The sequence below is a fragment of the Alphaproteobacteria bacterium HT1-32 genome, assembly GCA_009649675.1.
Taxonomy (GTDB): domain Bacteria; phylum Pseudomonadota; class Alphaproteobacteria; order Rhodospirillales; family HT1-32; genus HT1-32.
The window spans coordinates 546,962-573,418 of sequence record WJPL01000001.1 but is presented as its reverse complement, the minus strand read 5'-3'; the positions used below and the strand labels follow the sequence as shown (position 1 = coordinate 573,418).

27 protein-coding genes are annotated in these 26,457 nt (G+C 57.5%); 22 read left to right on the top strand and 5 right to left on the bottom strand.

The features are described 5' to 3' along the window. Positions 1 to 219: 219 nt before the first annotated feature. Entirely contained in the window at positions 220 to 2,187 is a 1,968-nt protein-coding gene (locus GH722_02675; protein ID MRG70660.1) for a hypothetical protein, read from the top strand. Positions 2,188 to 2,191: 4 nt separating this feature from the next. On the opposite strand, the gene gcvA is transcribed toward GH722_02675, so the two are convergent. After that, positions 2,192 to 3,103: a transcriptional regulator GcvA gene (gene gcvA / locus GH722_02670; protein ID MRG70659.1), complete on the bottom strand. Its 912-nt coding sequence runs from the start codon at positions 3,101 to 3,103 to the stop codon at positions 2,192 to 2,194. 253 nt (positions 3,104 to 3,356) lie between these two features. On the opposite strand from gcvA, the gene GH722_02665 reads away from it, so the two are divergent. Then, complete coding sequence (locus GH722_02665) at positions 3,357 to 3,476, top strand: DUF1127 domain-containing protein (protein ID MRG70658.1); 120 nt, start codon at positions 3,357 to 3,359, stop codon at positions 3,474 to 3,476. Positions 3,477 to 3,628: 152 nt separating this feature from the next. Here GH722_02665 and GH722_02660 read toward each other — a convergent pair whose 3' ends face one another. The 3 genes from GH722_02660 to GH722_02650 all read right to left on the bottom strand — a co-directional run bounded on the left by GH722_02660 (position 3,629) and on the right by GH722_02650 (position 5,528). Then, complete coding sequence (locus GH722_02660; GenBank protein ID MRG70657.1) at positions 3,629 to 4,450, bottom strand: pyrroline-5-carboxylate reductase; 822 nt, start codon at positions 4,448 to 4,450, stop codon at positions 3,629 to 3,631. Continuing rightward, positions 4,431 to 4,934 (bottom strand): hypothetical protein, encoded by a 504-nt coding sequence (locus GH722_02655; protein MRG70656.1) that lies wholly within the window; start codon positions 4,932 to 4,934, stop codon positions 4,431 to 4,433. The genes GH722_02660 and GH722_02655 overlap by 20 nt, the downstream gene beginning before the upstream one ends. Positions 4,935 to 5,207: 273 nt before the next feature. Continuing rightward, positions 5,208 to 5,528: an accessory factor UbiK family protein gene (locus tag GH722_02650; protein ID MRG70655.1), complete on the bottom strand. Its 321-nt coding sequence runs from the start codon at positions 5,526 to 5,528 to the stop codon at positions 5,208 to 5,210. A gap of 125 nt (positions 5,529 to 5,653) precedes the next feature. Here GH722_02650 and rfaD point away from each other — a divergent pair, with 125 nt between their 5' ends. From rfaD to GH722_02595, 11 genes are all read left to right on the top strand, one after another. After that, a complete protein-coding gene (gene rfaD / locus GH722_02645; GenBank protein ID MRG70654.1) occupies positions 5,654 to 6,643 on the top strand; it encodes an ADP-glyceromanno-heptose 6-epimerase in 990 nt (329 codons plus the stop codon). A gap of 23 nt (positions 6,644 to 6,666) precedes the next feature. Further along, positions 6,667 to 7,455, top strand: a complete 789-nt coding sequence (locus GH722_02640) for a prolipoprotein diacylglyceryl transferase (protein MRG70653.1) — start codon at positions 6,667 to 6,669, stop codon at positions 7,453 to 7,455. Between the two features lie 95 nt (positions 7,456 to 7,550). Then, complete coding sequence (locus tag GH722_02635) at positions 7,551 to 8,567, top strand: class I SAM-dependent methyltransferase (GenBank protein ID MRG70652.1); 1,017 nt, start codon at positions 7,551 to 7,553, stop codon at positions 8,565 to 8,567. Continuing rightward, positions 8,564 to 9,340, top strand: coding sequence for a peptidoglycan editing factor PgeF (gene pgeF / locus GH722_02630; GenBank protein ID MRG70651.1), 777 nt, complete (start codon positions 8,564 to 8,566; stop codon positions 9,338 to 9,340). The genes GH722_02635 and pgeF overlap by 4 nt, the downstream gene beginning before the upstream one ends. A gap of 67 nt (positions 9,341 to 9,407) precedes the next feature. Then, a complete protein-coding gene (locus GH722_02625) occupies positions 9,408 to 10,301 on the top strand; it encodes a hypothetical protein (protein ID MRG70650.1) in 894 nt (297 codons plus the stop codon). 147 nt (positions 10,302 to 10,448) lie between these two features. Next, on the top strand, positions 10,449 to 11,381 hold the full coding sequence (gene prs / locus GH722_02620; protein MRG70649.1) for a ribose-phosphate diphosphokinase: 933 nt from the start codon (positions 10,449 to 10,451) through the stop codon (positions 11,379 to 11,381). A gap of 124 nt (positions 11,382 to 11,505) precedes the next feature. Next, entirely contained in the window at positions 11,506 to 12,162 is a 657-nt protein-coding gene (locus tag GH722_02615; GenBank protein ID MRG70648.1) for a 50S ribosomal protein L25/general stress protein Ctc, read from the top strand. A gap of 6 nt (positions 12,163 to 12,168) precedes the next feature. Then, the gene (locus tag GH722_02610; GenBank protein MRG70647.1) at positions 12,169 to 12,768 is read left to right on the top strand and encodes an aminoacyl-tRNA hydrolase; all 600 of its coding nucleotides are present in this window, start codon (positions 12,169 to 12,171) and stop codon (positions 12,766 to 12,768) included. Position 12,769: 1 nt separating this feature from the next. Further along, positions 12,770 to 13,870, top strand: a complete 1,101-nt coding sequence (gene ychF, locus GH722_02605) for a redox-regulated ATPase YchF (protein ID MRG70646.1) — start codon at positions 12,770 to 12,772, stop codon at positions 13,868 to 13,870. 80 nt (positions 13,871 to 13,950) lie between these two features. Beyond that, the gene (locus tag GH722_02600) at positions 13,951 to 15,066 is read left to right on the top strand and encodes a trypsin-like serine protease (GenBank protein MRG70645.1); all 1,116 of its coding nucleotides are present in this window, start codon (positions 13,951 to 13,953) and stop codon (positions 15,064 to 15,066) included. Between the two features lie 85 nt (positions 15,067 to 15,151). Further along, on the top strand, positions 15,152 to 15,823 hold the full coding sequence (locus tag GH722_02595) for a dienelactone hydrolase family protein (GenBank protein ID MRG70644.1): 672 nt from the start codon (positions 15,152 to 15,154) through the stop codon (positions 15,821 to 15,823). Positions 15,824 to 15,901: 78 nt separating this feature from the next. Here GH722_02595 and pcaQ read toward each other — a convergent pair whose 3' ends face one another. Next, positions 15,902 to 16,885 (bottom strand): pca operon transcription factor PcaQ, encoded by a 984-nt coding sequence (pcaQ, locus tag GH722_02590; GenBank protein ID MRG70643.1) that lies wholly within the window; start codon positions 16,883 to 16,885, stop codon positions 15,902 to 15,904. Between the two features lie 201 nt (positions 16,886 to 17,086). Here pcaQ and GH722_02585 point away from each other — a divergent pair, with 201 nt between their 5' ends. The 9 genes from GH722_02585 to GH722_02545 all read left to right on the top strand — a co-directional run bounded on the left by GH722_02585 (position 17,087) and on the right by GH722_02545 (position 26,453). Next, a complete protein-coding gene (locus GH722_02585) occupies positions 17,087 to 18,091 on the top strand; it encodes a hypothetical protein (protein MRG70642.1) in 1,005 nt (334 codons plus the stop codon). A 55-nt stretch (positions 18,092 to 18,146) separates the two neighbouring features. After that, the gene (locus tag GH722_02580) at positions 18,147 to 18,695 is read left to right on the top strand and encodes a hypothetical protein (GenBank protein ID MRG70641.1); all 549 of its coding nucleotides are present in this window, start codon (positions 18,147 to 18,149) and stop codon (positions 18,693 to 18,695) included. A gap of 19 nt (positions 18,696 to 18,714) precedes the next feature. Then, complete coding sequence (locus tag GH722_02575; protein ID MRG70640.1) at positions 18,715 to 20,190, top strand: hypothetical protein; 1,476 nt, start codon at positions 18,715 to 18,717, stop codon at positions 20,188 to 20,190. Between the two features lie 54 nt (positions 20,191 to 20,244). Beyond that, on the top strand, positions 20,245 to 21,393 hold the full coding sequence (locus tag GH722_02570; protein ID MRG70639.1) for a gfo/Idh/MocA family oxidoreductase: 1,149 nt from the start codon (positions 20,245 to 20,247) through the stop codon (positions 21,391 to 21,393). Then, on the top strand, positions 21,390 to 22,082 hold the full coding sequence (locus GH722_02565; protein ID MRG70638.1) for a hypothetical protein: 693 nt from the start codon (positions 21,390 to 21,392) through the stop codon (positions 22,080 to 22,082). Before GH722_02570 ends, GH722_02565 begins: the two co-directional genes overlap by 4 nt. A gap of 52 nt (positions 22,083 to 22,134) precedes the next feature. After that, the gene (locus GH722_02560) at positions 22,135 to 23,991 is read left to right on the top strand and encodes a TIM barrel protein (GenBank protein MRG70637.1); all 1,857 of its coding nucleotides are present in this window, start codon (positions 22,135 to 22,137) and stop codon (positions 23,989 to 23,991) included. Between the two features lie 416 nt (positions 23,992 to 24,407). Beyond that, positions 24,408 to 24,758, top strand: a complete 351-nt coding sequence (locus tag GH722_02555) for a hypothetical protein (protein ID MRG70636.1) — start codon at positions 24,408 to 24,410, stop codon at positions 24,756 to 24,758. A gap of 75 nt (positions 24,759 to 24,833) precedes the next feature. Beyond that, a complete protein-coding gene (locus GH722_02550; protein MRG70635.1) occupies positions 24,834 to 25,616 on the top strand; it encodes a hypothetical protein in 783 nt (260 codons plus the stop codon). A 30-nt stretch (positions 25,617 to 25,646) separates the two neighbouring features. After that, positions 25,647 to 26,453 (top strand): transglutaminase family protein, encoded by an 807-nt coding sequence (locus tag GH722_02545; GenBank protein MRG70634.1) that lies wholly within the window; start codon positions 25,647 to 25,649, stop codon positions 26,451 to 26,453. Positions 26,454 to 26,457: the final 4 nt, after the last annotated feature.

The window sequence follows — 26,457 nt, the reverse complement described above, 5'->3', positions numbered from 1 at the left end:
AGGTGGAAGTCCGGCGGTTCCCGACCTGGCTTCACCATCTCAGTCTTTACGCCCATATCGAGGCGCGAAACCCGGACCTTGATCTCTGCCGGCAGATATGTGACGCGGCACAGGACTGACTTTCCGATCTGTCCTGAAAGTCACCGGCTGGTGGACGCTGCGGCGGATGAGTGATATCCGACCGTCACCTTGTATTTTATGCCTGAATGGTGCTGACGGATGAGTTTGCTGCTGTTGACCGGAATCATGTTTGGCGCGGCGACTTTTATGCCGGGCCTGACAAAGAACCGACAGGACTGGTTTGGCCTGCGCTGCCTGCTGGTTCTGATTGCCATTCAGCTTCTGCTTTATGTCGGCAATGTCATCCTGGGCATCTCTCTGGAACTGATCAGTCGTGCCATCGCGCTGGCAGGTGCGGTCGGGGTGGCACGTATTCTCTGGCTGATCGGACGAGGGCGTGACAGCCGCCGGGCATTGATGCCGGCGCTGCGTCATCCGGTCTGGGTGCTGACACTGGTGATGCTGCTTGTCGCGTCAATGCACCGCTTTCCGGATTATATGTCCTATCCGGGAGATGAGATCGCGAGCTGGCTGCGACTGGCCAAACAGATATTCCTGGCCGATGCCTACTGGTCCGGCCTTGTTGATTTCCATCTCGGCGGTTACCCGAATGGCTGGCCGCTGATGCTGGCCTTCCCCAGTCTGATACTGGGATCGTTCAGTGACAGCCACCCTTCGGCGCTTCCCTTCATCATGCACCTGGCAGTCATGGGCACGGTCTATGACCTACTTCGCGACTGGTGCCGGCGTGATCTTCCGGAAAGCGGTTTTCCCGGTCTGTTTGCCGCACTGGTTGTCTTCAGCCTGCTGTCGGCAGAGGCGCTCTGGGTGCTCTATCCGTCGGACCTGCTGATCGACCGGCCGATGATCTATGTCTGGGCCGCAATCTTCATGACCGGGCTGCATGGTCTGCGCCAGCCCGGCGAGACTGACCGGCATGCCCTGCTGATCGGCCTGCTTGCGGCTTTTGGATATCTGTTCAAGGTCTCGCTGATCGGCGTCCTGCCCAGCATGGGAATAATCTGGCTCGGCTGGGTCTGGTTGTCCCGTGGAGACGTGAAGGGCGGCCTGTCAGCCAGGGCCTTCATCAGGGCGGCGATGATGCTGTCACCGCTGGCAGTTGCCTATGTCAGCTGGGCCGTCCTGAAGACCGGCGAACATTGTCTGGCGAGCCCGCTGAGCCTGTTTGGCTCGCCGGCGGAAACATTCTCGACAACAAATGCGATCTTTGCCCGTGATCTGTATCTGCAGGGGGCGGCGACATATCTCGCCGGCTACAAGCTGCCGGTTACGCTGATTGGTGGCGCCGGATTGCTGGCCGGGCTGCTGGACCGGCGGTTGCGCTGGGTGACCCTGGCGATGGCGGCGTTTCTGATCTGCTACAGCTTTGCGCTTTATCTGTCCTATCTCGGTTGCCTGAATGCAGAGGATGCAGGTCACCTGCAATCCTTTGACCGCTATTTCCGTCCCAACCTGCGGCTGATCCATTTCTGCGGAATCATTGTTCTGGCCCTGCTGGTCTGGGCCATGATGGTGCGGCGGGGCTTCGCTGCCCGGGCCATGCAGAACGAGCGGTTCCGCTTTGCCTGCGGCTTTGCGGTGATCGTTTTCCTGACGGTCCTGGCGTTGCAGATGGACCGCAGCTATGTCCAGTCGACCACGCGGTTTCTGGAAACGGAGAAGCTGCGCGCGGTGATCCATCAGGTGCGCGGGGAGGCCCGCTACCTGATCCGCCTGATTCAGGACCGGAATCTGGTCCGGCCACGGGTCACGCTGATTGCGCAGGGTGGCTATAATGTCGAACTTGATCTGGCCCGGGATGCGGCAATTCGCCGGACAAGGGACGGCGCCGCAGAGCAGGGATATTTCCACTATGATATCGACCCGGCCTATAACTGGGGTCCGGTGCCGGGCAAATTCTCACTGCGGGTGACAACGCCGGAGGCGCTGCTTCAGACATGGCAGGGGACAGATATTCTCTGGCCGGTCAATCTTGATGACTGGGTGACGGCGGTGCTCGATGACCTGACGGCAGGTGGCTGCCCCGGACCCTATACAGATTACTTCATCCTGCGTGATGCGGAGAACCGGTTCATTTGTGCACCGAAGATCGAACAGAAGAACTGACCTTTCAGATCGAATAGACCTGCAGGTCGTTTTCGTAATTCCGGGCCTCGTCTTTCAGCCAGTCCGAGAAGGCTTTGATCTTCGGGGACTCGCCGGTATGGACGGAACAGACAATGTAATAGGCAAAGTTTGACGGCAGCGATATCTGAAACGGCCTGACCAGCCGCCCTGCCGCCAGATCATCGGCGACCAGTGCCATCCGGCCCAGTGCCACACCCTGACCGGCCATGGCCGCCTGCAGGGCGAGGCTGGAATCGATGAAGGATGTGCCGAAATGCAGTTCGACATCACCGATACCGGCAGCGATCAGCCAGGTGCGCCAGTCCATGCCCGCATCCTGCAGCAGCATGTGATGGGCGAGGTCAGCAGGTTCCCGCAGGGGAATGGCACCATCCAGTAATGCCGGGCTGCAGACCGGGAACAGATCTTCGCTGAACAGTTTCTCCGAGATGATGTTGGGCCATTCACCGGCACCATAGCGAATGCCGATATCGACATCGTCACGCTGGAAATCGATTAGCTTGCTTGATGTCGATAGCAGCACATCAATATCCGGACATCGCGCCCGGAACCGGCCGAGACGAGGAACCAGCCATTTCGCGGCAAAGGAGGCCAGCATGGTAACCGTCAGCGTGCCGGTACTTTCCAGCTCATACAGCCGCTCGGTAGCCTGCCGGATTGCATCAATAGCCTCGCGGATTGCCGGGTAATAGGCCTGGCCGGCATCGGTCAGCATCAGGGCGCGGTTCATGCGCTTGAACAGGGTGATGCCCAGCCGTTCTTCCAGCGCCTTGATCTGATGGCTGACCGCCGCCTGCGTCACATTCAGTTCTTCCGCGGCGCGGGTGAAGCTGAGATGGCGGGCTGCTGCCTCAAAGACGCGCAGTGTGTTCAGGGGTGGCAGGGCATGTTTCATTTTCTCAGGCTGTCATAAATCAGATCACATTTCATTATTAAAAGTTATCCGAAGCATCAGCAAAGGTCGTTTGTGGGAAAACCGCTTCAGACTTACATATTCATCAACGAACGCAGCCGGACTGTCCTTCCCTGACGAGCGGGCTGCCAACCCAGGAGATAAGCAGATGACCACAACGGTTTTAAAAGAGTCACAGTCACTCGGGAACTTCACCGCCGTTCTGACGCAGGCCGTTGATCAGGCAAAGTTCGTGATGGCCCGTGCGCGCAGCCGCCGTCAGATGGCCGCGCTGGACAGCCGCATGCTCGCCGATGTCGGGCTGACCCGGAAAGACGCGATCACCGAAAGCAGAAAGATTTTCTGGCAGGCGTAACCCCTGACACGCTGAGCTGGTCGTCGTCACCCAATCAGACGCACGTACCACGCCGGAAGCAGCGGCGGACCCCCTCCGGGTTCGCCGTTTTCTGTTGTTTTGGCATCCGACATTCCGAATTCGGAATTCTAAATAAAATTAACTGAATTAAATCAATCCAGTTCTCTGGACCGGCGGGTTGCCGCTGCAATCGCCTTCTCGAACACCGGTCCGATGCCAGTGGTCTCATCCATCAGCACTTTCAGTGCTTCAGCGGTGGTGCCACCGGGGCTGGTGACGTTGATCCGCAGTTGTGATGCAGCCTCGTCAGACTGTCGTGCCAGCTCGCCCGAGCCGGAAACCGTGACCCGTGCCAGCCGCATGGCGAGGTCTTCCGGCAGACCCGAGGCAACCCCGGCCGCGGCCATGACTTCCATCAGCAGGAACACATAGGCAGGCCCGCCACCAGAGAGGGCGGTAACAGCATCAATCTGTGCTTCATCTGTAATCCAGGCGACTTCACCGACCGCCGACAACAGCTCGTCACTGGTGGTCTGCTGGGCCGGGCTGACCCGGCTGTTCGGAACCGCGACGGTGATACCCCGCCCGACAGCCGCCGGTGTATTCGGCATGGCACGGACGACAGCCGGCGAACCACCGAGCCGGGTTTCGAAATAGCTAATGGATTTACCGGCAGCGATCGACAGATGGCAGGCCGCTTCATAACGCCCGTAAGCGGCAACCACGTCATCCATCATCTGCGGCTTCACGGCATAGACGATAAAGTCGGGTTTGAAGGCGGGGTCGATTTCGCTGGCGGTGCTGACACGGGTAACGCCGGCCGGCAGTTTCGCCCCCTCATAAGGTTCGACAACAAATGCGTCTGCCGGGGTGAGGCCGTTGGCGAGCCACCCGTCCAGCATGGCGCCGCCCATCTTGCCGCATCCGACAAGGATCAGTTTCATTGGTTGCGCCTCAGGCTTGTCCGGCGACATCCAGCAGGGAAAGCTGGATGGCCTCGCGGGCGTCCTTGCCGCCCCAGATGACATACTGGAAAGCCGGGAAGAAGCGGTCGCTTTCGAACAGGGCGGTGTCGACCAGGTCTTCGATGGTCTCGACACTGGTGCAGGCAGAGCCGCGCAGAATCAGCGAGTGGCGGAACATCGGCACGCCCTCTTCCGTCCAGACCCCGAAATGGCCGAGCCAGAGTTTTTCATTCACTTCCATCAGCAGTTCCGAGATGCCGCCGCGCTTCATCGGTGGCACCTTCAGGTCCAGCGCGCAGGAGAAATGCATGGTCTCCAGTTCCTCGCGCCAGCAGAAGAACATGCTGTAGTCACACCATCCCCCGGCAACTTCGGCGGCCAGTTCGTTGTCGTTCCGGCGCTCGTGGGTCCATTCGTTGCTCAGGACAATCTGTTCGACAATATCGAGCGGGTTGTTCCGGGTTTCGGTGGCGTAGATGGACAGTTCTTGCATCGCGGTGGCTCCCCTGTGTCGACGGCAGCGACACGCCCTTGCGCCGCTCCGGGTCATCGGTTGTCAGCCCCCTGAATCAGTCCGGCTTCGCGGGTTTTTGCCGCGAAGCCGACATCTTGTGGCGGTAAGGCCTGATCAACACTAGACGTAGGCTGCCATAGCCCGGAATCAGCGTGCAACTGTCTATTTGAAAACTTGTCCACAGGCAGGGAATCTGCGGGACTCGGGCCGGACTCGGGGCCGCAGAATTCCGCGACTTTTGAATCTGCCGAATCAGGTCGATTTTTTTGTATTTGGTGCTTTCCGGGCGGGTTTTTTCGCCGGACTTGACTCTTTTCGGGACTCGAGTTCAGCGACTCGATTCTCCAGTTCCGCGACTCGGGTCAGCAGGGTTTCCTGCTCATCCCGCGCTTTCGCCGCCATTGCCCGTGCGACCTCCAGCTCTTCCCGCGACGCCAGGTCCATGTCAGCCAGAATCCGCTCCAGCCGCTCACGGACCAGCGCGTCCAGTTCCTGCTTCAACCCGGTAAAAGACCCGAGGGCGCCCGACGCCACCCTCGAAAGATCCTCAAAAATCTTGTTCTGCGATTGCATGGGCAGAGTATGAGGCGGGGCGGAGGGGAAGTCCATAATGCAGGACGGATGGTTTGGCTCTTCTTGCTCCTACCACCCTCTGAAAGCTATAACCCGACACCCGCACTCCACAGGAACTGAGGCTCATGATTATTGTAACCGGCGGCGCAGGTTTTATTGGCTCGAACATTCTGGCGGCGCTTGAGGCGCGGGGGGAGAATGAACTGGTGGTGGTCGACCGTCTGCGGGATGGCGACAAGTGGCGGAATGTTGCGAAGCGGGAACTGATGGACATCGTCAGCCCGGACGATTTCCCGGCATTTCTGGATCATGTCGATCCGTCTGAAGTTGACGGCATCTTTCATATGGGCGCGATCTCCACGACGACGGAGACCGATGCCGACAAGATCATCTGCAACAATTTTGACCTGACGCGCCGGCTGTGGCGCTGGTGCGTGGCGCATGGCACGCGGCTGATCTATGCCTCGTCAGCGGCGACCTATGGCGGGGGTGAGGCCGGGTTTGTCGATGATGCCTCCATCGAGGCACTGGCGAAGTTGCAGCCGCTGAATCCTTACGGCTGGTCGAAGCATCTGTTCGATCGCCGGGTGGCCCGGATGCTGGCAAGCGGCGAGGCGGCACCGCCGCAATGGGCCGGGCTGAAGTTCTTCAATGTCTATGGCCCGAATGAATATCATAAGGGCGGGCAGAAAAGCGTCGTGGCGCACCTGTTCCCGCGGGCCAGCGAAGGCGCGCCGGCCCGGCTGTTTCGCTCTCATCATCCGGATTACGAGGATGGTGGTCAGCTGCGGGATTTCGTCAGCGTCGACGATTGCGTCGATGTGATGATGTGGCTGTGGGATAATCCCAGGGTCAGCGGTCTGTTCAACTGCGGTACGGGTCAGTGCCGGTCTTTCGCCGATCTGGCGCGGGCCGTCTACAGCGCACTCGACAAGCCGATTGATCTGGAATTTGTCGATACGCCAGAGTCGATCCGTGACAAATATCAGTATTACACTCAGGCTGACATGACCAAACTGCGGGATGCCGGATACGACCGTCAGTTCACCAGCCTTGAGGCCGGGGTGGCGCGTTACGTCAACGACTTCCTCAGCAAAGACGACCCGTATCGTTAAGCCCTTACCGTTCAAGGAAGCCTATGCCCTTCCCCGATATTGATCCCGTTATCTTTTCCATCGGGCCGTTTGCCATCCGCTGGTATGCGCTGGCCTATATATCCGGTCTGATTCTGGGCTGGCTGTATGTGCGCCGGATTGCCGCGACGCCGCCGGCAAATGTCGACAAGGTTCGGGTCGATGACTTTCTGGTCTGGGCAACTTTCGGGGTGATTCTGGGCGGCCGGCTGGGTTATGTGCTGTTTTACAAACCGGCCTATTATCTCTCGAACCCGGCTGAAATTCTCATGGTCTGGCAGGGGGGCATGTCGTTCCATGGCGGGTTTCTGGGGGTCATTGTGGCGACGATCCTGTTTTGCCGCCGCCACCAGATCAACACACTGGCCTTTGGCGACACCATCGCCTGCGCGGCGCCGATTGGCCTGTTCTTCGGGCGTATCGCGAATTTCATCAATGGCGAGCTGTTTGGCCGGGTGACGGATTCCAGCTGGGGTGTCGTGTTTCCGCACGGGGGACCGCTGCCGCGTCATCCCAGCCAGCTGTATGAAGCGGTACTGGAAGGGGCGGTGCTGTTCGTGCTGATGTTCCTGCTGCGCCGGAGCACGGATATCCGCCAGACGCCGGGGGCGCTCTGTGGAGTGTTTCTTGCCGGATACGGGGTTGCCCGTTTTATTGTCGAATTCTTCCGTCAGCCGGATGCTCATCTGGGCTTTCTGTTTGCCGGGGCGACCATGGGGCAGTTGCTGTCGCTGCCGATGATCGTTATCGGACTGGCCGTCATTGTCATCACGCGCCGTCGCCGGGTGTCGTGAGCGGCGACGCGGTCAACGACGATGGCGTGACCGGACTCGCCGACATTCTGCACCGACGGATTGCGCTGACCGGACCGCTGACGCTGGCTGATTACATGGCCGAGGTGCTGATGCATCCGGTTCATGGTTATTATGTCGCTCGTGAGCCTTTCGGCGCTGCCGGTGATTTCATCACGGCACCTGATATTTCGCAGATGTTTGGCGAGTTGATTGGTGCCTGGATGGCCCATGCCTGGATGCAGGCGGGATCACCATCACCTTTCGCGCTGGTCGAACTCGGTCCCGGCCGGGGCGCGCTGATGGCTGATCTGCTGCGGGCAACGCGGGGCGTGCCGGGATTTCATGAGGCGGCGCACCTGCATCTGGTTGAGGCCAGCAGCAGCCTGCGGGCGGTGCAGCAGGAACGGCTCGCAGATCATGCGCCGGTCTGGCTCGGCCGGGTGGCTGACCTGCCGGAGTTGCCGTTATTCATCATCGGTAATGAATTCCTCGACGCCCTGCCGGTCCGCCAGTTTGTCCGTCAGGCCGGGGGAGCGTCGGCAGGCTGGGCGGAAATCTGTGTCGGGTCAGACGGAGAGCGGTTTCATTATGCCCGTAAACCCGCCCCGGATGCGGCCCTGCTGATTGATCCTGCCCTCGCTGATGTCCCGGCTGAAACCGTGGTGGAAATTTGTCCGGCAGCCCGGTCTGTCGCCCGTGATATCGCAACCGGTCTTCAGGAGCGCGGCGGGGCGGCGCTGCTGATCGATTACGGTTATGTCGGTCCGCTGCCCGGCGACAGCTTTCAGGCGATGGCGGGTCATGCCTTTGTCGACCCGTTGAAAAACCCCGGACAGGCGGACCTGACAGCGCATGTGGATTTTGGGGCAATTCAGAAGGTATTTGCCGACTCGGGCATCAAAAATACGGCAATTGCGACGCAGGGTGACTGGTTGCGAGCACTGGGTATCGAATCGCGTCTGGCCGTTCTGGCGGGGAAAGCCGGGCCGGAACAGGTGGTGCGGCTGAAATCTGGGTGCGACCGCTTGATTGGCGATGAGGGAATGGGCAAATTGTTCAAGGTGTTTGGCGCGACATCAGATCGCACTTCAACCTTACCCGGTTTCGGATGATCCAGTTTCCAGAGCTTTCAGCAGACCCCTCGATCCGCCACGGCTTCTTCACCCGTGAAGGCGGCGTGTCCGGCGGTATCTACTCATCGCTCAATTGCGGCTTCGGCTCTGACGATGAAAATCAGTCTGTGGCAGAGAACCGGCGGCGTGTGGCGGAAGCCATGGGCGCTGAAACCTCCTCGGCCCTGCTGACCGTCTATCAGGTGCATAGCCCGGATGTGGTGACGGTCGAGGAAGGCTGGTCGCCGGATGCGGCCCCGAAGGCCGACGCCATGGTTACCCGGAAGCCGGGATTTGTGCTGGGGATCCTGTCGGCAGACTGCGCGCCCGTGCTGTTCGCTGATACGGAAGCCGGTGTCGTTGGTGCGGCCCATGCAGGCTGGCGCGGTGCCTTTACCGGTGTCACCGATGCAACAATTGATGCGATGGAGGCACTGGGCGCACGGGCGGATCGTATCCGCACCGCCATCGGCCCCTGCATCGGGCCTGAGTCATATGAGGTCGGGGCAGAGTTCCGTGAACGGTTTGTTGTCGATAGCACAGCGAACGACCGGTATTTCGCCGCTGGTCAGCGGCCGGACAAGTTCATGTTCAACCTGCCGGGCTATATCCGGGACCGGCTCAACGCACGTGGCGTCGCGGGCGTTGAGGGTGGCCATCATGATACCCTGCCGGATGCACAGAAATATTTCAGCTACCGGCGGACGACACTGGCCGGTGAGCCGGATTACGGGCGGATGATCGCCGCCATCAGCCTGCCGGGTCATGGGTAATGCCCTACCTGACGATCATGCTGCTGGGGACGTTTCTGTTCGCTATCCTGTTTGCCTGTGTCGCCTGATGAACTGGATGACCGGCCATAACAGCAGCCTTCGTCTGCTGGTCTGCTGTCTGTTCGCGGTTTTTCTGACGGCCTGCGGCGATTTGCCGAAACCGTTCAGCGAGCGCGCCCGGCTGGAAATCAATCCGCTGGTCAAGCTGAAGGACTCATCGGGCATTTTTATCCAGCCGGTTGCCGGTATGTCGGAGGCGGCGTCGGATGCGCTGCGGACCAGCATCAAGGAAAAGCTGTTCGAGCATAATGTCCCGTCTGCACTGGAGACAGGCAGTCAGTATCAGTACAAGCTGCTGGGCACCGTTCAGGCCGAGCCGGACCCGAAGCTGATGATCCGGATGCAGATCACCTGGCGGCTGTTTGATCCGACGGGTATCGAGGTTGACCGTTTTCTGCAGGCCATTGAGGCAGAACATCTGTCCTGGGTGATTCATGAACCGGTGCTGATGAACAAGATTGCCGACGTGGTTGCCGCCGAGATTTCCCCGTCGGTGCAGGATGAAGAGGTCAAGTCGGCGAAACAGCCGGAAGACATCCGTATTTTTGCGGATGAAGTTACAGGTGCGCCGGGAACCGGAAATCGTGACCTGACGGTCTCCATGCGGGCGGCTCTGCGACAGAAAGGATTCCTGCTCGCAGACAGTGAAGAAGATGCTTCCTACTTTGTTCAGGGGGCGGTTGAGATGATTGCAGCGGGCGACCGGGCAGAAAATGTTTCAATCCGCTGGCATCTTGTCCGCGCCGAATCCGGAGAGCTGCTGGGAACCGTTTCACAAGGGAACAAGGTTCCAAAAGGCGCGCTGGACGGGCGCTGGGGGGCGCTGGCTTATGAAATCGTCAAGGGCAGTCTGGAAGGTCTGCAGGACGTGCTCAGACAGGATGGCGTCATCACGCGGTAATAAATTGTCCGGTCATGGGACAGCGGTCGTTTACATGTTCGGTATGCGTTGCTAAAGACTAGGCCGCGTTAGGTGGGGCGCATCACAGATGAACTTCCGCATGCTGTCGCGAGACAGTGCCTGGGGAATAGGCATACGGGACATACGATGAAAATACTGGCCTGCAACAGTAACCGTCCGTTGGCGGAAGCGATTTCTGCGTCACTCAAGCTGCCCTTGACCAAGGCCAGCGTCCGGCGCTTCTCCGATATGGAGGTCTTTGTCGAAATTCAGGAGAATGTGCGTGGGGAGGATGTATTTGTTATCCAGTCCACCTGTTCCCCGGCAAACGACAACCTGATGGAACTTCTGGTATGCCTTGATGCGCTGCGGCGTGGCTCGGCCCGCCGCGTGACGGCGGTAATCCCCTATTTCGGCTATGCCCGGCAGGACCGCAAGTCCGGCCCGCGAACACCGATCTCGGCGAAGCTGGTTGCCAACCTGATCACCACCGCCGGTGCTGACCGGGTGCTGACCATGGATCTTCACGCCGGGCAGATTCAGGGTTTCTTCGATATCCCTGTTGATAATCTTTACGCCGCACCGGTTTTCTCGGCTGATATTGAAGCCAAGCACAAGGGTGACGATCTGGTTATCGTCTCCCCGGATGTTGGCGGTGTTGTCCGCGCCCGCGTCATTGCCAAGCGGCTTGAAGCCGATCTCGCCATTATCGACAAGCGCCGCGAACGTGCCGGTGTGTCGGAAGTCATGAACATCATTGGTGAGGTTGAAGGACGTCGCTGTATCCTGATCGATGATATCGTCGATTCGGCCGGTACGCTCTGCAATGCAGCTGTGGCGCTTCGTGAAGCCGGTGCAACGGCAGTCTCAGCCTATGTCACGCATGGCGTGCTGTCGGGTGGTGCTGTGGCCCGTGTAACCTCTTCTCCGCTGGAGAGCCTGGTGACCACGGATTCCATTCCGGCGACCGAGGCGGTGCGTGTTGCGCAGAACATGCGTCACATTTCCATTGCCCCGCTGATGGCGGAAGCCATCACCCGGATCAGCTCTGAAAGCTCCGTTTCCAGCCTGTTCGACTGATTATCTGACCGTTTTGTCTCTCCGACTCGTTTGACTTCGCGCCGCTGCTCCTTATAACGGCGCATTCCCGGGATTATGGGGCACCCTTGGAGGCCTTTCCCGGATCTTAAACAGGAGAAATCAAATGGCGGCTACAGCAACATTTACGGCTGAACCGCGCGATCAGGTTGGCAAGGGGGCCGCCCGCGCAGTTCGACGAACTGGCAAGGTGCCAGGGGTGATTTACGGTGACGGCAAGGCAGCGGTATCGCTGTCCATGGACAAAAAAGAACTGGCCATGGCGCTGAACAATCCGGGCTTTTTCAACACGATCTGTGAAGTGACCGTGGGCAAGGAAAACTATCGGGTTCTGCCGAAAGACGTGCAGCTTCACCCGGTCAGCGATCAGGCCCTGCATATCGACTTCCTGCGTATCGGCAAGAATACCAAACTGCATGTTGATATTCCTGTCGTGTTCGAAGGTGAAGAACAGTCCCGTGGCCTGAAGGCCGGCGGTGTTCTCAACATCGTGCGTCACGAAGTTGCGGTTATCTGTAATCCGGACGATCTGCCGGAAGCCCTGATCCTCGACGTATCTGCCGGTGAAATCGGTGACAGCCTGCATGTCAGCGCGATCACCCTGCCGAAGGGCGTTGAACTCCAGATTACGGATCGTGACTTCACGATCGCGACGATTGCGGCTCCGTCTGTCATGCCTGCTGATGACGAAGAAGAAGATGAAGCAGAAGGCGATGAAGAAGATGGTGCAGAAGAAGATGGCGAGGACAAGGAAGACGAGTGATCTGACTTGTTCCTGCTAGCGGGCCTTGGCAATCCCGGCGAGAAATACCGGGATAATCGACATAATGTCGGGTTTATGGCGGTGGATGAAATCATCCACCGCCATCGCTTTTCTGCGCCCCGGAGTCGGTTCCAGGGCAGCGTTGCAGAAGGCGAAATTGCCGGCGAGAAGGTTCTGGCACTGAAGCCAATGACCTTCATGAACAAATCCGGTCAGTCTGTTGCCGCCGCTGCGAAATTCTACAAGCTGCCGCGTGAGAAGGTTATCGTTATCTATGACGAGCTGGATCTTGCGCCCGGCAAGGTACGGGTGAAGATCGGCGGTGGTGCCGGTGGCCATAATGGTATCCGTGATATCGATAATCAGTTCGGCAAGGATTACTGGCGGGTCCGGATCGGTATCGGGCATCCCGGCGACAAGGACCGGGTCATGAGCCATGTCCTTGGTGACTTCGGAAAAGCCGATCGCGAGTGGTTGTTTCCTGTGCTGGAGGCAATCTCCGGCGAAATTCATCTGATGGTCGGTGGTGACCACGAAGCATTCATGAGCCGTGTGGCGCACCGGGTTGGCCCGGTGAAGCCTGTGGCGTCAAAGAAAGAGGCGTGATATGGGGTTCAATTGTGGAATTGTCGGGCTGCCGAATGTTGGTAAATCGACCCTGTTCAATGCGCTGACCAATACAGCAGCCGCAGAGGCGGCGAATTATCCGTTCTGCACGATCGAGCCGAATACCGGGCGCGTATCCGTGCCGGACCCCCGCCTCGACAAACTGGCGGCTATTGCGAAGTCAGCAAAAATTCTGCCGACCCAGCTGGAATTCGTCGATATCGCCGGTCTGGTGCGTGGTGCCTCAAAAGGTGAGGGGCTGGGCAACCAGTTCCTTGCCAATATTCGTGAAACCGATGCGATCCTGCATGTGGTGCGCTGTTTTGAAGATGGCGATATCACGCATGTTGATGGTTCGGTCGACCCGGTTCGCGATATCGAGACGATTGAAACCGAACTGATGCTGGCCGATCTGGAAAGTGTCGAACGTCGCATACAGGCGGCGATCAAACGTGCCCGGGGTAACGACAAGGAAGCGAAGGCAGATATCGAACTGCTCGAAGCCGTCCAGAAGCTGCTGATTGATGGTACGCCGGCCCGTGCCCTGAAGGTGGATCGTGATGATCGCGCCCGGTTCCGCAATTTCCAGCTGCTGTCTTCCAAGCCGGTTCTCTATGTCTGTAATGTTGAAGAAGATGCCGCCGGTGCCGGGAACAAGTTCTCGCAGGCCGTGGCAGATTATGCAGCCTCGACATCAGCCGAATGCGTGGTGATTTCCGCAGCGATTGAGTCCGAAGTCGCACAGCTGGGTGATGAGGCGGAGAAACAGGAATATCTGGAGTCCCTCGGACTGGAAGAAACGGGCCTCGCCCGGGTGATCCGGGCAGGGTACAGCCTGCTTGATCTGGTGACTTTCTTTACCGTGGGCCCGAAGGAAGCACGGGCCTGGACACTGAAAAGCGGCTCCACGGCACCGCGTGCCGCCGGAGTGATTCATACGGATTTCGAGAAAGGCTTCATCCGGGCCGAGACCATTGCCTATGACGATTATATCGCGGGCAATGGCGAACAGGGGGCCAAGGATGCCGGTCGTATGCGGCTTGAAGGCAAGGAATATGTGGTTGCCGACGGCGACGTCATGCATTTCCGCTTTAACGTATAACGATTATTGACGGCATCCCGTCGGCTGGTGCAACCTTTCCGCTGTGATGGTGTTGCCATCGTCCCCAGCGGAGTCGGAAATTGCATATCAAAAAGGTCATTCTTGTCTGCACCCTGATGATGTTCACTCTGGGCGGATGCGCAACATCGCGTAGCATTGGCGGGAATTTCGAGAACTATAAAGAAACTTTTCTCGGTACAATCCATCTTGAGACCGGCAGAGCGTCGGGGAAAGTCAGTGGCGTCATCAGTCCCGGCGGCATGCAATGTACCGGGACAATGAGAAGGGACCGTTCCAACAACTTAGTAGACTCGAAATGCGATCAAGACGCTGGTACGGTTTCTTTGTCCTGCCAGGATGGACGTCGTTTGCTGGCTACCTGGGCGGCAGATGACTGCGTTTCCGGATACGGTCGGGGAGCCGATCAGAATGGTAACAAGCTGGAAATCTGGTACGATAGGAACGTCGGTCTTGTACAGGGGCAAGTCGCTACGATGGATGCCCGCAAGGCCGGTTTTCCCTCTCTGCCTCCGGTCGCGAAAAGCGGATCAACCTCACCACCCAAGGGTGGTGGCAGCGGGACCGGCAGTGGCTTCTTCATCACGGATGATGGCCATTTCGTCACCAATCATCATGTCATCAAAGACGCAGTCCGGATTTCCGTCCGGACACCGGATGGCAAATGGCGCCCGGCCCGGCTGCTGCGTGAGGATCCGTCCAACGATCTGGCGATCGGAACGATAGACACCCCTTCCTATGCCCTGCCTCTGGGCGTGGCCCGCGATATCCGCCGGGGGGATGATCTGGTTGTGCTCGGCTATCCGCAGCCACAGAGTCAGGGGCAGGAGCAGAAGGCGGTGTTCGGGCGTATCAACTCTGTTAACGGGCTGGGCGACGATGTCCGCTACTTCCAGATGGATGCGCCGATTCAATCCGGAAATTCGGGCGGACCGGTAATCAATCTGTTCGGTGAGGTCATCGGGGTTGCGACCCTGTCACTTGTCAGGGACGTGGGCGGACGGGAGCGGATTACCGATGTTCATTACGCGGCAAAGCCTGCCTATCTGATGCCGCTGGTACGTGCCGAAGGGATACAGAATGATGTCCGGTTGAGCGGGCGGGGACGAAAGATGTCGATGGCGGATATCGCAGAGCGCCTGAAAGATGGCGTCGTTCTGATTTTCGTTGAAAAGTGACTGTCTTGTTTGCGGCATTGTCGGTCTGCCGCCGGGCGGCTAGTTTCCCTGTAATGGATGAACCTGATATTCAAGGGAGCTGATTATGGGCGAATGGCTGAAACTGACGGCGGAAGACGGTTTTGAACTGAAAGCCTACCGCGCTGACCCGGCTGGCACGCCGAAGGGCGGGCTGGTTATCATCATGGAAATTTTTGGCGTAAACAGCCATATCCGGTCGGTCTGTGACCGTTTTGCAGAAGCCGGCTACAGCGCCGTGGCGCCAGCCGTCTATGACCGTATCGAACGTGACTTTGAAGTCGGCTATTCACCGGATGATATTGCCGCCGGGCGTGAAATGAAGGGAAAAGCAGACTGGGACGACATGGTGAAAGATAGCCGTGCCGCCTTCAGGCTGCTGGCGGATGAGGGCAAGAAGGTCGGCATTGTCGGTTTCTGCATGGGCGGTACTGTTGCCTGGCTGGGGGCAACGCGCATCGAAGGCATGGCTGGTGCGGTCGGTTACTACGGTGGCCAGATTACCCAGTTCCTCGACGAAACCCCGGGCTGCCCCGCCCTGTTGCATTTCGGCGAATTCGATCACGGCATTCCGCTGACCGATGTAGACAAGATCCGTCAGGCACACCCCGACGTGCCGGTGAATATCTATCCGGCAGACCATGGCTTCAACTGCGATCAGCGCGGCAGCTATCACGCTGACAGTGCTAAAACAGCCATGGGCCGTACTCTGGATTTCTTCGCTAAAACGATTGGCTAGACCATTTCCCGGCCTGTCATTCGGGACAGGCCGGGTCGCTGATCCGGTCAGGTGATGTCTGAGCGCAGGAGACGGCTCTCAGGAGAGAAGCCCTCCCGTTGATTTCCGGAGTATATCCATGAATTCGCGGGCTGCCGGGTGGACCGGGCTGGAACTTCGGGTTGTGAGACCGACTGCCGCCGTGGTGTCCGGGGTGTCGACATCAAGCCGCCCCAGCCGCCCTTCCCTGATATCATTTTCGATCGCCCCGTCCGAGGTGATCCAGACAGCATCGGTGGCCCGGGTGAAATTGATGCCGAACATGTGGGACGCGCATTCTATCCGGTAGGGTATGTCCCGGATGCCTTTCGACAGCAAAAAACGTTCCACATCGGCAGAAATGATGGCTTCGGGCCCTGGCATCAGAACACTGCAATTGACCAGTTGCTGAAGGTCGAAAGGGGATGTGCTGAGAAAGGGATGTCCGGGCCTGACCACAAAACCGATGCATTCGGAATACAGATATTCAAAGTTCAGTCCGTGCATATGGGAAGGCTCGGACAGATGGCCCACGACAAAATCGAGATCACCCAGACGCAACCGTTCCAGCAAATCCGGTGTCGGCGCAGCAATGATCCGGAAGTTATGGCTCTCATTGAATTGCAGATGTTCGCGTACAGCGTCGGGTATGAGACTGCCACCTGCTGCCGGCAGGAAGCCGACCCGGATGATTTCGCGCTCGCTGACATGCGGTGTCGTGACACTTTCGATACAGGAACGCAGCGAAGACAATGCGGCATCCACCTTGTCGAGAAACTGCGCGCCTTCGCCGGTCAGGGTGAACCCGCGCCGGCTTCGCTTCATCAGCTGAACCCCGAGAAGCGCCTCCAGATCGCTGAGGGTTTTTGAGACAGCCGGCTGGCTGATGGACAGCACATCGGCTGCTTTCTTGATACTGCCGAAGCGGACGATTTCCCGGAAACACCGGAGATGGCGGATTTTTATGCCGTTCTCAATCATCTGTGACCCTCCCCCATGACGGATAGCTACCCCGCCGGAGATAGTCATTCTGTCCGGCATCATAACTTGATTAGTTTTTGGTTATTTAAACAGGTGTTATAAGTCAATTTAATTAATCAAATGATTGTGGCAACTTTGCTCTACTGGATCTGACGGGGTGAAATATAAAAAATCATTACCCCAACCTGGCGGCTGCGATGCCCTCCGGAACTCGATACGAGGTCGGTTCATCGGGACGTACATGGATTTTGTGGAGGAAACACCATGAGCAAGATAATGAATATGTCGAAGGCAGCGATTGCTGCTCTTGGAATGACAACCTGTATCACGGCAGCTGCCGTTGCTGATATGCCGGAAAAACCGAACGGGTTCCCAAACCGGCCGGTGACGCTGCTGATCGGCTGGGGTGCCGGAGGCGGTGTTGATCAGGTCGCACGTCAACTGGCTGTTCAGTTCGAGAAGATCACGGGGCAGCCGCTTGTTGTCATCAACAAGCCCGGCGGGCGTGGCACTGTTGTGCTCGCTGATTTCATGAACGCAGCATCAGATGGCTATACGCTGATGGGTGGTTCTGATGATCTGGTCGGCCAGTACGCCGCGAAGGGAATCAATGAAAACCCCTTCAAGGACTGGACCCCGATCATCATTCCGCAGGTGACGTTCACACAGATTTATCGCCGGGCAGAAGAAACCAAGTTCACGGACTGGGACAGCTTTGTTGCTTATGCAAAAGCCAACCCCGGAAATGTGCGGCTGACCAATTCCGGCCCGGCCGGCGGTGCCGAGCGGATCATGGCGACGAAACTGGCGGAAGTGTTCGATATCAAGATCAACCAGACCCAGTTCGACAAGGCGTCGGAACGGTATGGCTCCCTGCTGGGTGGTCATGTCGATGTGATGATGGAACAGCCGGGTGACGTTAATCAGTATATCGAAGGCGGTCAGTTCGTTCCGATTCTGTCACTGCTGAACGAGCGTCCGGATACCTTTGCTGACACGCAGAGCATCAAGGACATCGGTGCAAATGTACGGCCGTTCCTGAAATGGCGCGCCTTCTGGGCAAAGGGCGATGTTCCGGACGAGCGTAAGAAGTATCTGGAAGCGGCCTTCAAGGCTGCCTGGGAAACCGAAGAATTCCAGAAATTCAACCGGTCGAAATACATGCATATCGTCAAAAGCTATTATGGCATTGATGAAGCTGTAGAACTGATGGAAGGCGATCTTGTCACCTTCCGTGAGACGCTAAAGGCAATGGGACTGCTCAAGTAGTCCCGGCCTCTGCCGGTACCGGGTCAGCTGCAATCGCAACAGTGAGTAGCGTGAAATGGTCACAAGGTTCAACAATCCCCCTGGTATGCCCCTGGCGGGGCGTGCCTTTGTCGAACTGGCCCTGTGGCTGACCCTTGCCGGCGGTGCATGGTATCTGAGCGGAGATTTTGATGACCCTCTGCCCGGCTACAAACCGGGTGCTGCTGCCTGGCCGCGGTTTATCATTCTGCTGCTGGCTGGTGTTGCCATCCTGCAGTTTCTGGCGAAATTCCGGAAAGCCGCAGTCCTGGCCCGAGATGATGACGAGGCGGCACCGCCCCGGTTCAAAGGTGCGGGTCTGCAGATTGCGGCGACGTTTCTGGCGCCTCTGGCCTATGGCTGGTTATTGCCAAAGGTCGGGCATTTCATTGCCACGCCGGTCTTCCTGATTTCCTTTGCCCTGATCCTGGGAGAGCGCCGGATACGTCTGGTGCTGCTGACTTCGGCTTTTGTCTTTGCCGTGGTTCTCGGTGTTTTCTCGGCACTTTTCTATGTGCCACTACCCGAGGGGTCGTGGCCGTTTTTCGCTGACATAAGCCATCAGATCATGTCGTGGCTGCGTTGAGTATCGGACCAGACAGACAATGTTAGAGAATTTCATACACGGCTTCATGCTGCTGGTTTCTGACCCGTTCACCCTGCTGCTTTTCTTTGCCGGGTTGTTCGGCGGACTTATCTTCGGGGCATTCCCGGGGGTTAACAGTCTGACGCTTTGTGCAATCATTCTGCCGTTCACAGCTAGTCTGACACCCTCTGACGGGATCATGCTGTTCTCCGTCATCTATTGTTCAGGCACCTATGCGGGGGCGGTGACGGCGATCCTGTTCAACATACCGGGCTCTCCGGAAAACGCGCCGACCTGTTTCGACGGTTATCCGATGACATTGCAGGGCAAGGCCAGTCTGGCCATTGGTGCAGCCGTTACCTGCTCGGCCCTCGGTGGCATGTTCTCTGCTGTGGTGATGATGTTTGCGACCCCGATGGTTGCCGATGTTGCGGTCCGGGCCTTTGGTCAGGCAGAAATCTTTGCACTGATTTTCTTCGGTCTTACTGTCGCCGGTACGGTGGGAGCAAAGTCTGTCTGGAAAGGCTGGCTGTCGGTGCTGTTCGGGCTGTTCCTTGCCAGTGTCGGTACAGATGCTGCTGAAGGGGTGCCAAGATATACTTTCGGTTCCTACTATCTTCGTGCGGGCATTCATTTCATTCCTGTCATCCTGGGCTTTTTTGCTGTTGCCGAAGTGCTGATACAGGGCCAGCGGATCGCCGAGAAACTGCGGGTGCCGCCAAAGGTCAGCGTTGAATTTCCGTCTTTCCTGACATTCTGGCGGCTGCGGATTGCTATTGTCCGTTCCATGCTGATCGGCCTTTTTGCCGGGGTTCTGCCTGGCATTGGCGGCACGCTGGGGTCATTCCTGAGTTACGGTGAAGCAGTACGCTGGTCGCGGAACCGTGAGCGTTTCGGTAAAGGTGAAATCGAAGGTGTGGTTGCCGCGGAGACGGCAAACAATGCGGCTTCCGGGGGGGCAATGATTCCCCTGCTGGCGCTGGGTCTGCCGGGCGGTGCGCTTACCGCGATGATGCTGGGTGTCTTCCAGATTCACGGAATGGAGCCCGGACCATCGATCATGATGACCAGCAAGGATCTGGTCTGGGTGACATTTGTCGCGATGTTCATGGCAAATGCGCTGATCTTTGTTCTCGGCTATGTCGAGACGAAAACCACCGTTCATCTGCTGCGTATTCCGTTCCCGCTGCTGGCTCCGGCAATTCTGGTGCTGTCGACCATCGGCGCCTACTCGTTACGAAATCTCATCATTGATGTGTGGGTGATGTATATCGCCGGGATAGCGGCCTATTTCCTGCGGAAATGGGGTTATTCCGCCGCCGGCGTCGTGCTTGGCATCATCCTGGGATATCTGGGTGAATCTGCCTTCGTGAAGACGATGAAGCTCTACGAATATGATCTGAGTGTCTTTATGACCCGCCCGATTTCAGCGTCTCTGATCCTGCTTGGTCTGGCGACGATGGTTTACGGGATGGTCCGTCGGAACGACCGCTGACGCCCCCTGAATATGACGAATTCTGACAATCAAGTCCGGCGAATGGGATGACTGATGACTGTTGAATACAAAGTTGCCGTGATTGGATGTACCGGCAGGGGCGATTATGGCCACGACCTTGATATTGCCTGGTTCGATATCCCGAACGCAGCGGTTGTTGCCGTTGCTGATGAAGACAGGGATGGCCTTGCGGCGGCTGTCGAGAGACTGAATCTGACCTCCGGATATTCTGATTACCGCAAGATGCTGGATGTCGAAAAACCGGACATCGTTACCATCTGCTCACGCTGGGTGGACCGTCATCATGAGATGGCCTGCGAGGCCATCCGGCGGGGTATCCATATTTACATGGAAAAACCGTTCTGCAGAACTCCGGCTGAGGCCGATGAAATCATCGCATTGTGTGAACGCCATAACGTCAAATGTATCGTCAGCCACCCCACCCGGTTCAGTCCGCTGATCACGACAATCCGTGACCTGATTGATCAGGGGGCGATCGGCAGGGTTCTCGAATTCAGAGGGCGGGGGAAGGAAGACATGCGGGACGGGCGCGACCGTTCCGGTGCTGAAGACCTGTGGGTGCTGGGGACCCATGTTCTGGATATGGTTCAGGCACTGGGCGGTGCACCGATATGGTGTTTTGCAAATGTCCTGACCGATGGCCGACCGGCCACTGATGCGGATGCCCGGGAAGGCGCAGAAGGCACAGGCCAGATTATCGGTAATACTATCAACGCGATGTTTGGCATGCCGGATCAGGCCGTCGCCCATTTCAGTTCGCGGCAGGGGGCTGGCGTCGGCCACGAGCCGTCTCGCTACGGATTACAGATATTCGGTTCACGCGGAATCATCGAACTGATCGAAGGGACCATTCCGTCGGTGAAATATCTCGGCGACCCAAGCTGGTCGCCCGGCCGTTCCGGGGCAGAGTGGCAGGATGTCTCAAGTGCGGGCATCGGCATTCCGGAACCACTTGTTTCGCCGAAATACAAGGCCCGGCACTGGCTGGCGATTGATGAATTACTGTCGGCCATCGAGGAAGACCGGGATCCGGCTGGCAGCCCGAAAGAGGCCCGCATTGTCACCGACATGATCTTCGCCGTCTTTGAATCACACAGACGACGTGCCCCGGTTGACCTTCCCTTACGTCCTGACGACCGCACGCAGGATCAACAGGTCTATGCACAGGAGAGCAGCAGATGACTTTGCACGGAATGGCATTCCTCCCGATCTGGCACGATATTACCGAAGGTCACGAGGAGGAGTTCAACGAATGGCATAATGTTGAACATATCCCCGAGCGTGTTCTGACACCGGGAATTGCGGTTGGCCGCCGCTATGTCGAAGCGGAGGGGCAGCCCTACAAGTATTTCACGCTGTATGAAGCGGACAGCATCGATGTCTTCGAGTCTGATGGATATTTCGTCACAGGTAATGCCCGGACGGAATGGACGAAGAAGGTCCATGTTTATTTTGAAAACTTCGTGCGCTCGCCCTGCCGGACAATCATGACACGCAGCACAGGAATTGGCGGCGTTCTGGCGACGGTGCGGATCAGGTTCACTGCGCCGGGAAGCAATCCGCATTCACCGGGGGATGCGTTTGGGCTGGCGGTCCGGGATATCGTCGACGACCTGTTTGCAGAGAAGTTCGTGACCGGGGTTCATGCCGGAGCAAAGGCGACCATTCAGCGTAAACCGCTGAGCCAGGAATCCCTGTCACTGAGACCGGGGGCTGTGGATTTCGATGCGGTCCTGATGATTGAATCAATCGGCCGGGAGCAAATGGAGAAAATTCTGGAAACTGTCGCTCTTCGTCTTCGGCGTGAGGAGACGGTCATCGCCTCGTTTGTCACCGGAATTTATACACTTCAGTTCATGAAATATGCCTGACAGGAGGGACGTCTTCGTCTGATGTCTGGTCCGGATTTTTGAGAGGCAGAAAATGCGCACATCGATAGCGACCGTCTCACTAGGCGGCAGTCTGGTCGACAAACTGTCGGCTATCAGCGCGGCCGGATTTCAGGGCATTGAAATCTTCGAAGTTGATCTGTTGTCCTGTGATATGTCGCCACTGGAGATCGGTCGGCTGGTCCGCGATCTCGGGCTGGAGATTGTCGCTTTCCAGCCATTCCGGGATTTTGAAGGCATGCCGGAGCCGCAGCGGGGACGTAACTTTGAACGGGCCCGCCGCAAGTTCCAGCTGATGAACGAGCTTGGCACCGAAAACATTCTTGTCTGCTCGAATATTTCCCCGGTCAGCCTTGGTGGTATCGACCGTGCCGCAAATGATCTGCGGGAACTGGGTGAGCTGGCAGAGAGCTTTGGTGTCAATGTTGGTTATGAGGCATTGGCCTGGGGGAAATATATCTGGGACTACCGTGATGCATGGGAAGTGGTGAAACGCGCCGATCATCCCAGAGTTGGTATCATTCTCGACAGTTTTCACATGTTGTCGCGCGGACTTCCGATTGAGGCTGTGCGTTCGATTCCGGCGGACCGGATTACGTTCGTTCAGATAGCCGATGCCCCGAAGCTTGATATGGACCTGCTGAAATGGTCCCGGTTCTTCCGTAACTTTCCGGGGCAGGGCGACTTGCCGGTCCTCGATTTCATGCGGGCCGTTGCGGATACCGGCTATGACGGCTGGCTCAGTCTTGAGATATTCAACGACCAGTTCAGAACCGGTCTGCCCCGGCAGGTGGCGAAAGACGGAAATCGGTCGCTGATCTGGATGATGGAAGGTATGGGCAAGCGTGCCCTGCCCCCACCGGCGGTCTGCAAGGGCTTTGAATTTCTGGAATTTTCCGTCGATGATGAAAATGCGAAACCGCTGACGGCGTTGTTACGGGGCCTCGGTTTTCAACCTGCCGGGACGCATAAGTCGAAGGATGTGGTGCGGTGGTGTCAGGGCGATATCAATCTTGTCGTCAACACAGAGAGCGATGGTTTCGCCCACTCCTATCAGCTGGTGCATGGCACTTCGGTCTGTGCTCTGGGGCTCCGTCTTGATGATGCGCAGACGGCAATGGCGCGGGCCGGGGAGTTGCTGGCTGATACATTCCATCAGGCGGTAGGTCCGGGAGAACTGGAAATTCCCGCGGTGCGGGGACCGGGAGGATCGCTGATCTATTTCACCGATGAGTCCAGAAAATCCGGAATGCTCTGGGAAGCGGATTTTGAACCAGCTTCCGTTGACGGTCATGGAGCCGGTCTGACCCGCATCGACCATATCGCAATGGCGATGACCCGTGAGGAAATCCTGCGCTGGCGGTTGTTTTATCTGTCGCAGTTTGATTTCGAGAAAACCCCGCAGACCGATATCGCCGATCCTTCCGGGATCATTGAAAGTCAGGTGGTACAATCGCCGGACAGAAGCGTTCGCATCTGCCTGAATGCATCTGACAGCACGCGCACGATGGCATCCCGGTTCATGACTGAATATTTCGGTACGGGAATTCAGCATATCGCTTTTGCAACTGATGACATTTTTGCGACGGTTGAGAAGCTAAAGGCGAATGGCGTCGTGCTGCTGCATATACCCCAGAACTACTATGATGATCTGGAAGCACGTCTTGGGCTGACAACTGACCTGATCGCCAGGATGCAGGAACTCAGTATCCTTTATGATCAGGATGAAGCCGGTGCCTATTATCAGGTCTATACGGATGTTTTTGCGGACCGTTTCTTTTTTGAAGTGGTGCAGCGTTGCGATTATGACGGGTTTGGCGCTGCGAATGCGCCCATTCGTCTCGCGGCCCAGTCGCTCATCCCGCATAAACGGGACGATTATTCTTTATGATGGCTGACCTTTTCTGACGGAATGCAACCAGCACAACGCTGAACTTGTCGATCGAAGCGGCCCGTGAGGCGTCTCCGGTTTTCAGGGCGTGTAAGTAACAAAGCCATGGCAGCCGGAATTGCCATTCTGGAGTGTTGAGTTCATCGCCTGGCTGTCCCGGAGAACCTGCATATAGGCCCTGCTGTTGCTTTGGTTGTGATCTGAGTGTATTCTCTCTAATGAAAATTGAACCTATGATCGCCCGCTCAAGGCGACTGGATCATGCAAAATGGTCCTGTTTCTTTTTCAGAAGAATAACAAAAGTACGCCGTTTTCTGCAGGAATTCTGACAGGGATTCCAGTGACAGGCCGTTCCGTATTTCTGCGGTTCAGCCGTCCTGACGGTGTGATGAAATTTAAATTCAGGGAATGTGAACATGAATATATCCGATTGGGTAAAGCCTGCCGTTCTTGGTATCGCAGCGGGTGGGGTTGCGGCCACGATCATAGGATTCAGCTGGGGTGGCTGGGTTACTACCAGCAAGGCAGAAGCAATGGCCGACGATTTTGCGCGGGCTGAAGTTGTCAGTGCTCTGATTCCGTTCTGTGTGGAAAAATCGGTTGCTGACCCGGACCGCGAGGCGACGCTGATAAAGCTGAAAGAAGCCAGTTCATACAAGCGGGCTGATATTGTGATGGAGGCAAACTGGGCGCAAATGCCCGGCGCGACCTCCACGGATAGAAATCTGGCCGGTGCCTGCGCCGAAAAGATTGTCGAAGATCTTTGATCAGACAAGCCCTCGTCCCTGCAAGGGACGGGGGTGTTGCTGTTTTACTGAACATCCCGAAGGAAAGATTATGACGTGAACCTGTATCTGGCTCGTCTCCACCGGTATTTATGTCTGACCCTGCCGGGATTGTTTGCCATCTGTCTGTTGCTGACTGCGCCGGCATATGCAGCCGCTATTGTGCCTGAGAATGCTGTCGCCAGCCCCAGTGGCATGGGGTGGAACTGCATTGCCGGATTCCGGCAGTCGGGGGAGGGGTGTCAGAAAGTTGTCATTCCGGACAACGCCTTTGCAACGAACCTCACCTACGGCAAGGGCTGGGATTGTGCATATGGTTTCACCGAAGAGATCGGGGATATTTGCGCGTCGGTCAGTGTTCCGAAGAACGGATTTCTTGATCCATCCGGCAATCGCTGGCGCTGTCTTCGCGGCTTTGTAAAAACCGGTGATGTCTGTCAGCAGATCGATGTTCCCCGGAATGGCTATCTGACGGATGACAGCTATGGCAATGGCTGGAGTTGTGACCGGGGTTTCAGGGCTGAAGGGAAAACCTGCCGGAAGATTGCCGTACCGGTCCACGGTTATCTGTCCAACAAGCAATATGGCGCAGGCTGGCTGTGTGATCGGGGGTACCGTGCCAGTCGCGAGGATTGCGTGGCGGTCAGGATACCGGCTCATGCCTACTTTGTTGAAGCGAGCTTTGGTGACGGCTGGAAGTGTGACTACGGCTACGAACAGAGCGGTGCTGAATGCATCGTCATCCAGATGCCTGACAATGCGCATATCGATGGTTCCGGTAACCGGTGGAATTGCAACCCTCCCTTCCGGAAACGCAGTGGTCGCTGCATTCAGGAATAGAAATCAGTCACCTGTGAAAGGGATTGGCGAATGCGTATCAGACTTGGCTGCGAACTGAGTTACAGCCTGCCGCAGGCAACACCGATGATTGCCCTGCTGAATGTCCACTACTCACGTTATGCGGATCTGGAGGCGCCGGATTATCTGATCACGTCACCGGTCACACCTGTCGACAGTTACCGGGACGGTTTTGGCAACTGGTGTAACCGCCTGGTCGCGCCGGCAGGGAACTTCACCCTGTCGACCGGTACAGTGATTTCCGACTCCGGGTTGCCGGACCCGGCTTTCCCGGATGCTGTACAGCAACCTGTAGAGAGCCTGCCACCGGAAACCCTGCCGTTTCTGCTTGGCAGCCGCTACTGCGAAACAGACAGCCTGTCGGAGGAAGCCTGGCGGCTGTTTTCAGGAACGCCCACGGGGTGGCAGCGTGTACAGGCGATCTGCGATTTCGTTCATAGCCATGTCCAGTTTGGCTATCACCATGCCTCGGCAACCCGTACCGCGCAGCAAACCTATGCGGAAGGTCGCGGGGTCTGCCGCGACTTCACACATCTGGCGATCGCATTCTGCCGCTGCATGAACATTCCGACACGATATTGCACGGGTTATCTCAGTGATATCGGTGAGCCATTGCCGCACCCTGCCGGTGACTTCGCGGCCTGGATGGAGGTTTATCTCAGTGGCCAGTGGCTGATGTTTGATCCGCGTAACAATGCCCCCCGCATGGGCCGTGTTCTCATTGCCAGGGGACGAGATGCCTCAGATGTACCGCTGACCCATACATTCGGGCCGAATCTGCTGACCGGGTTTAATGTCTGGACGGACGAAATTACCTGAAGCC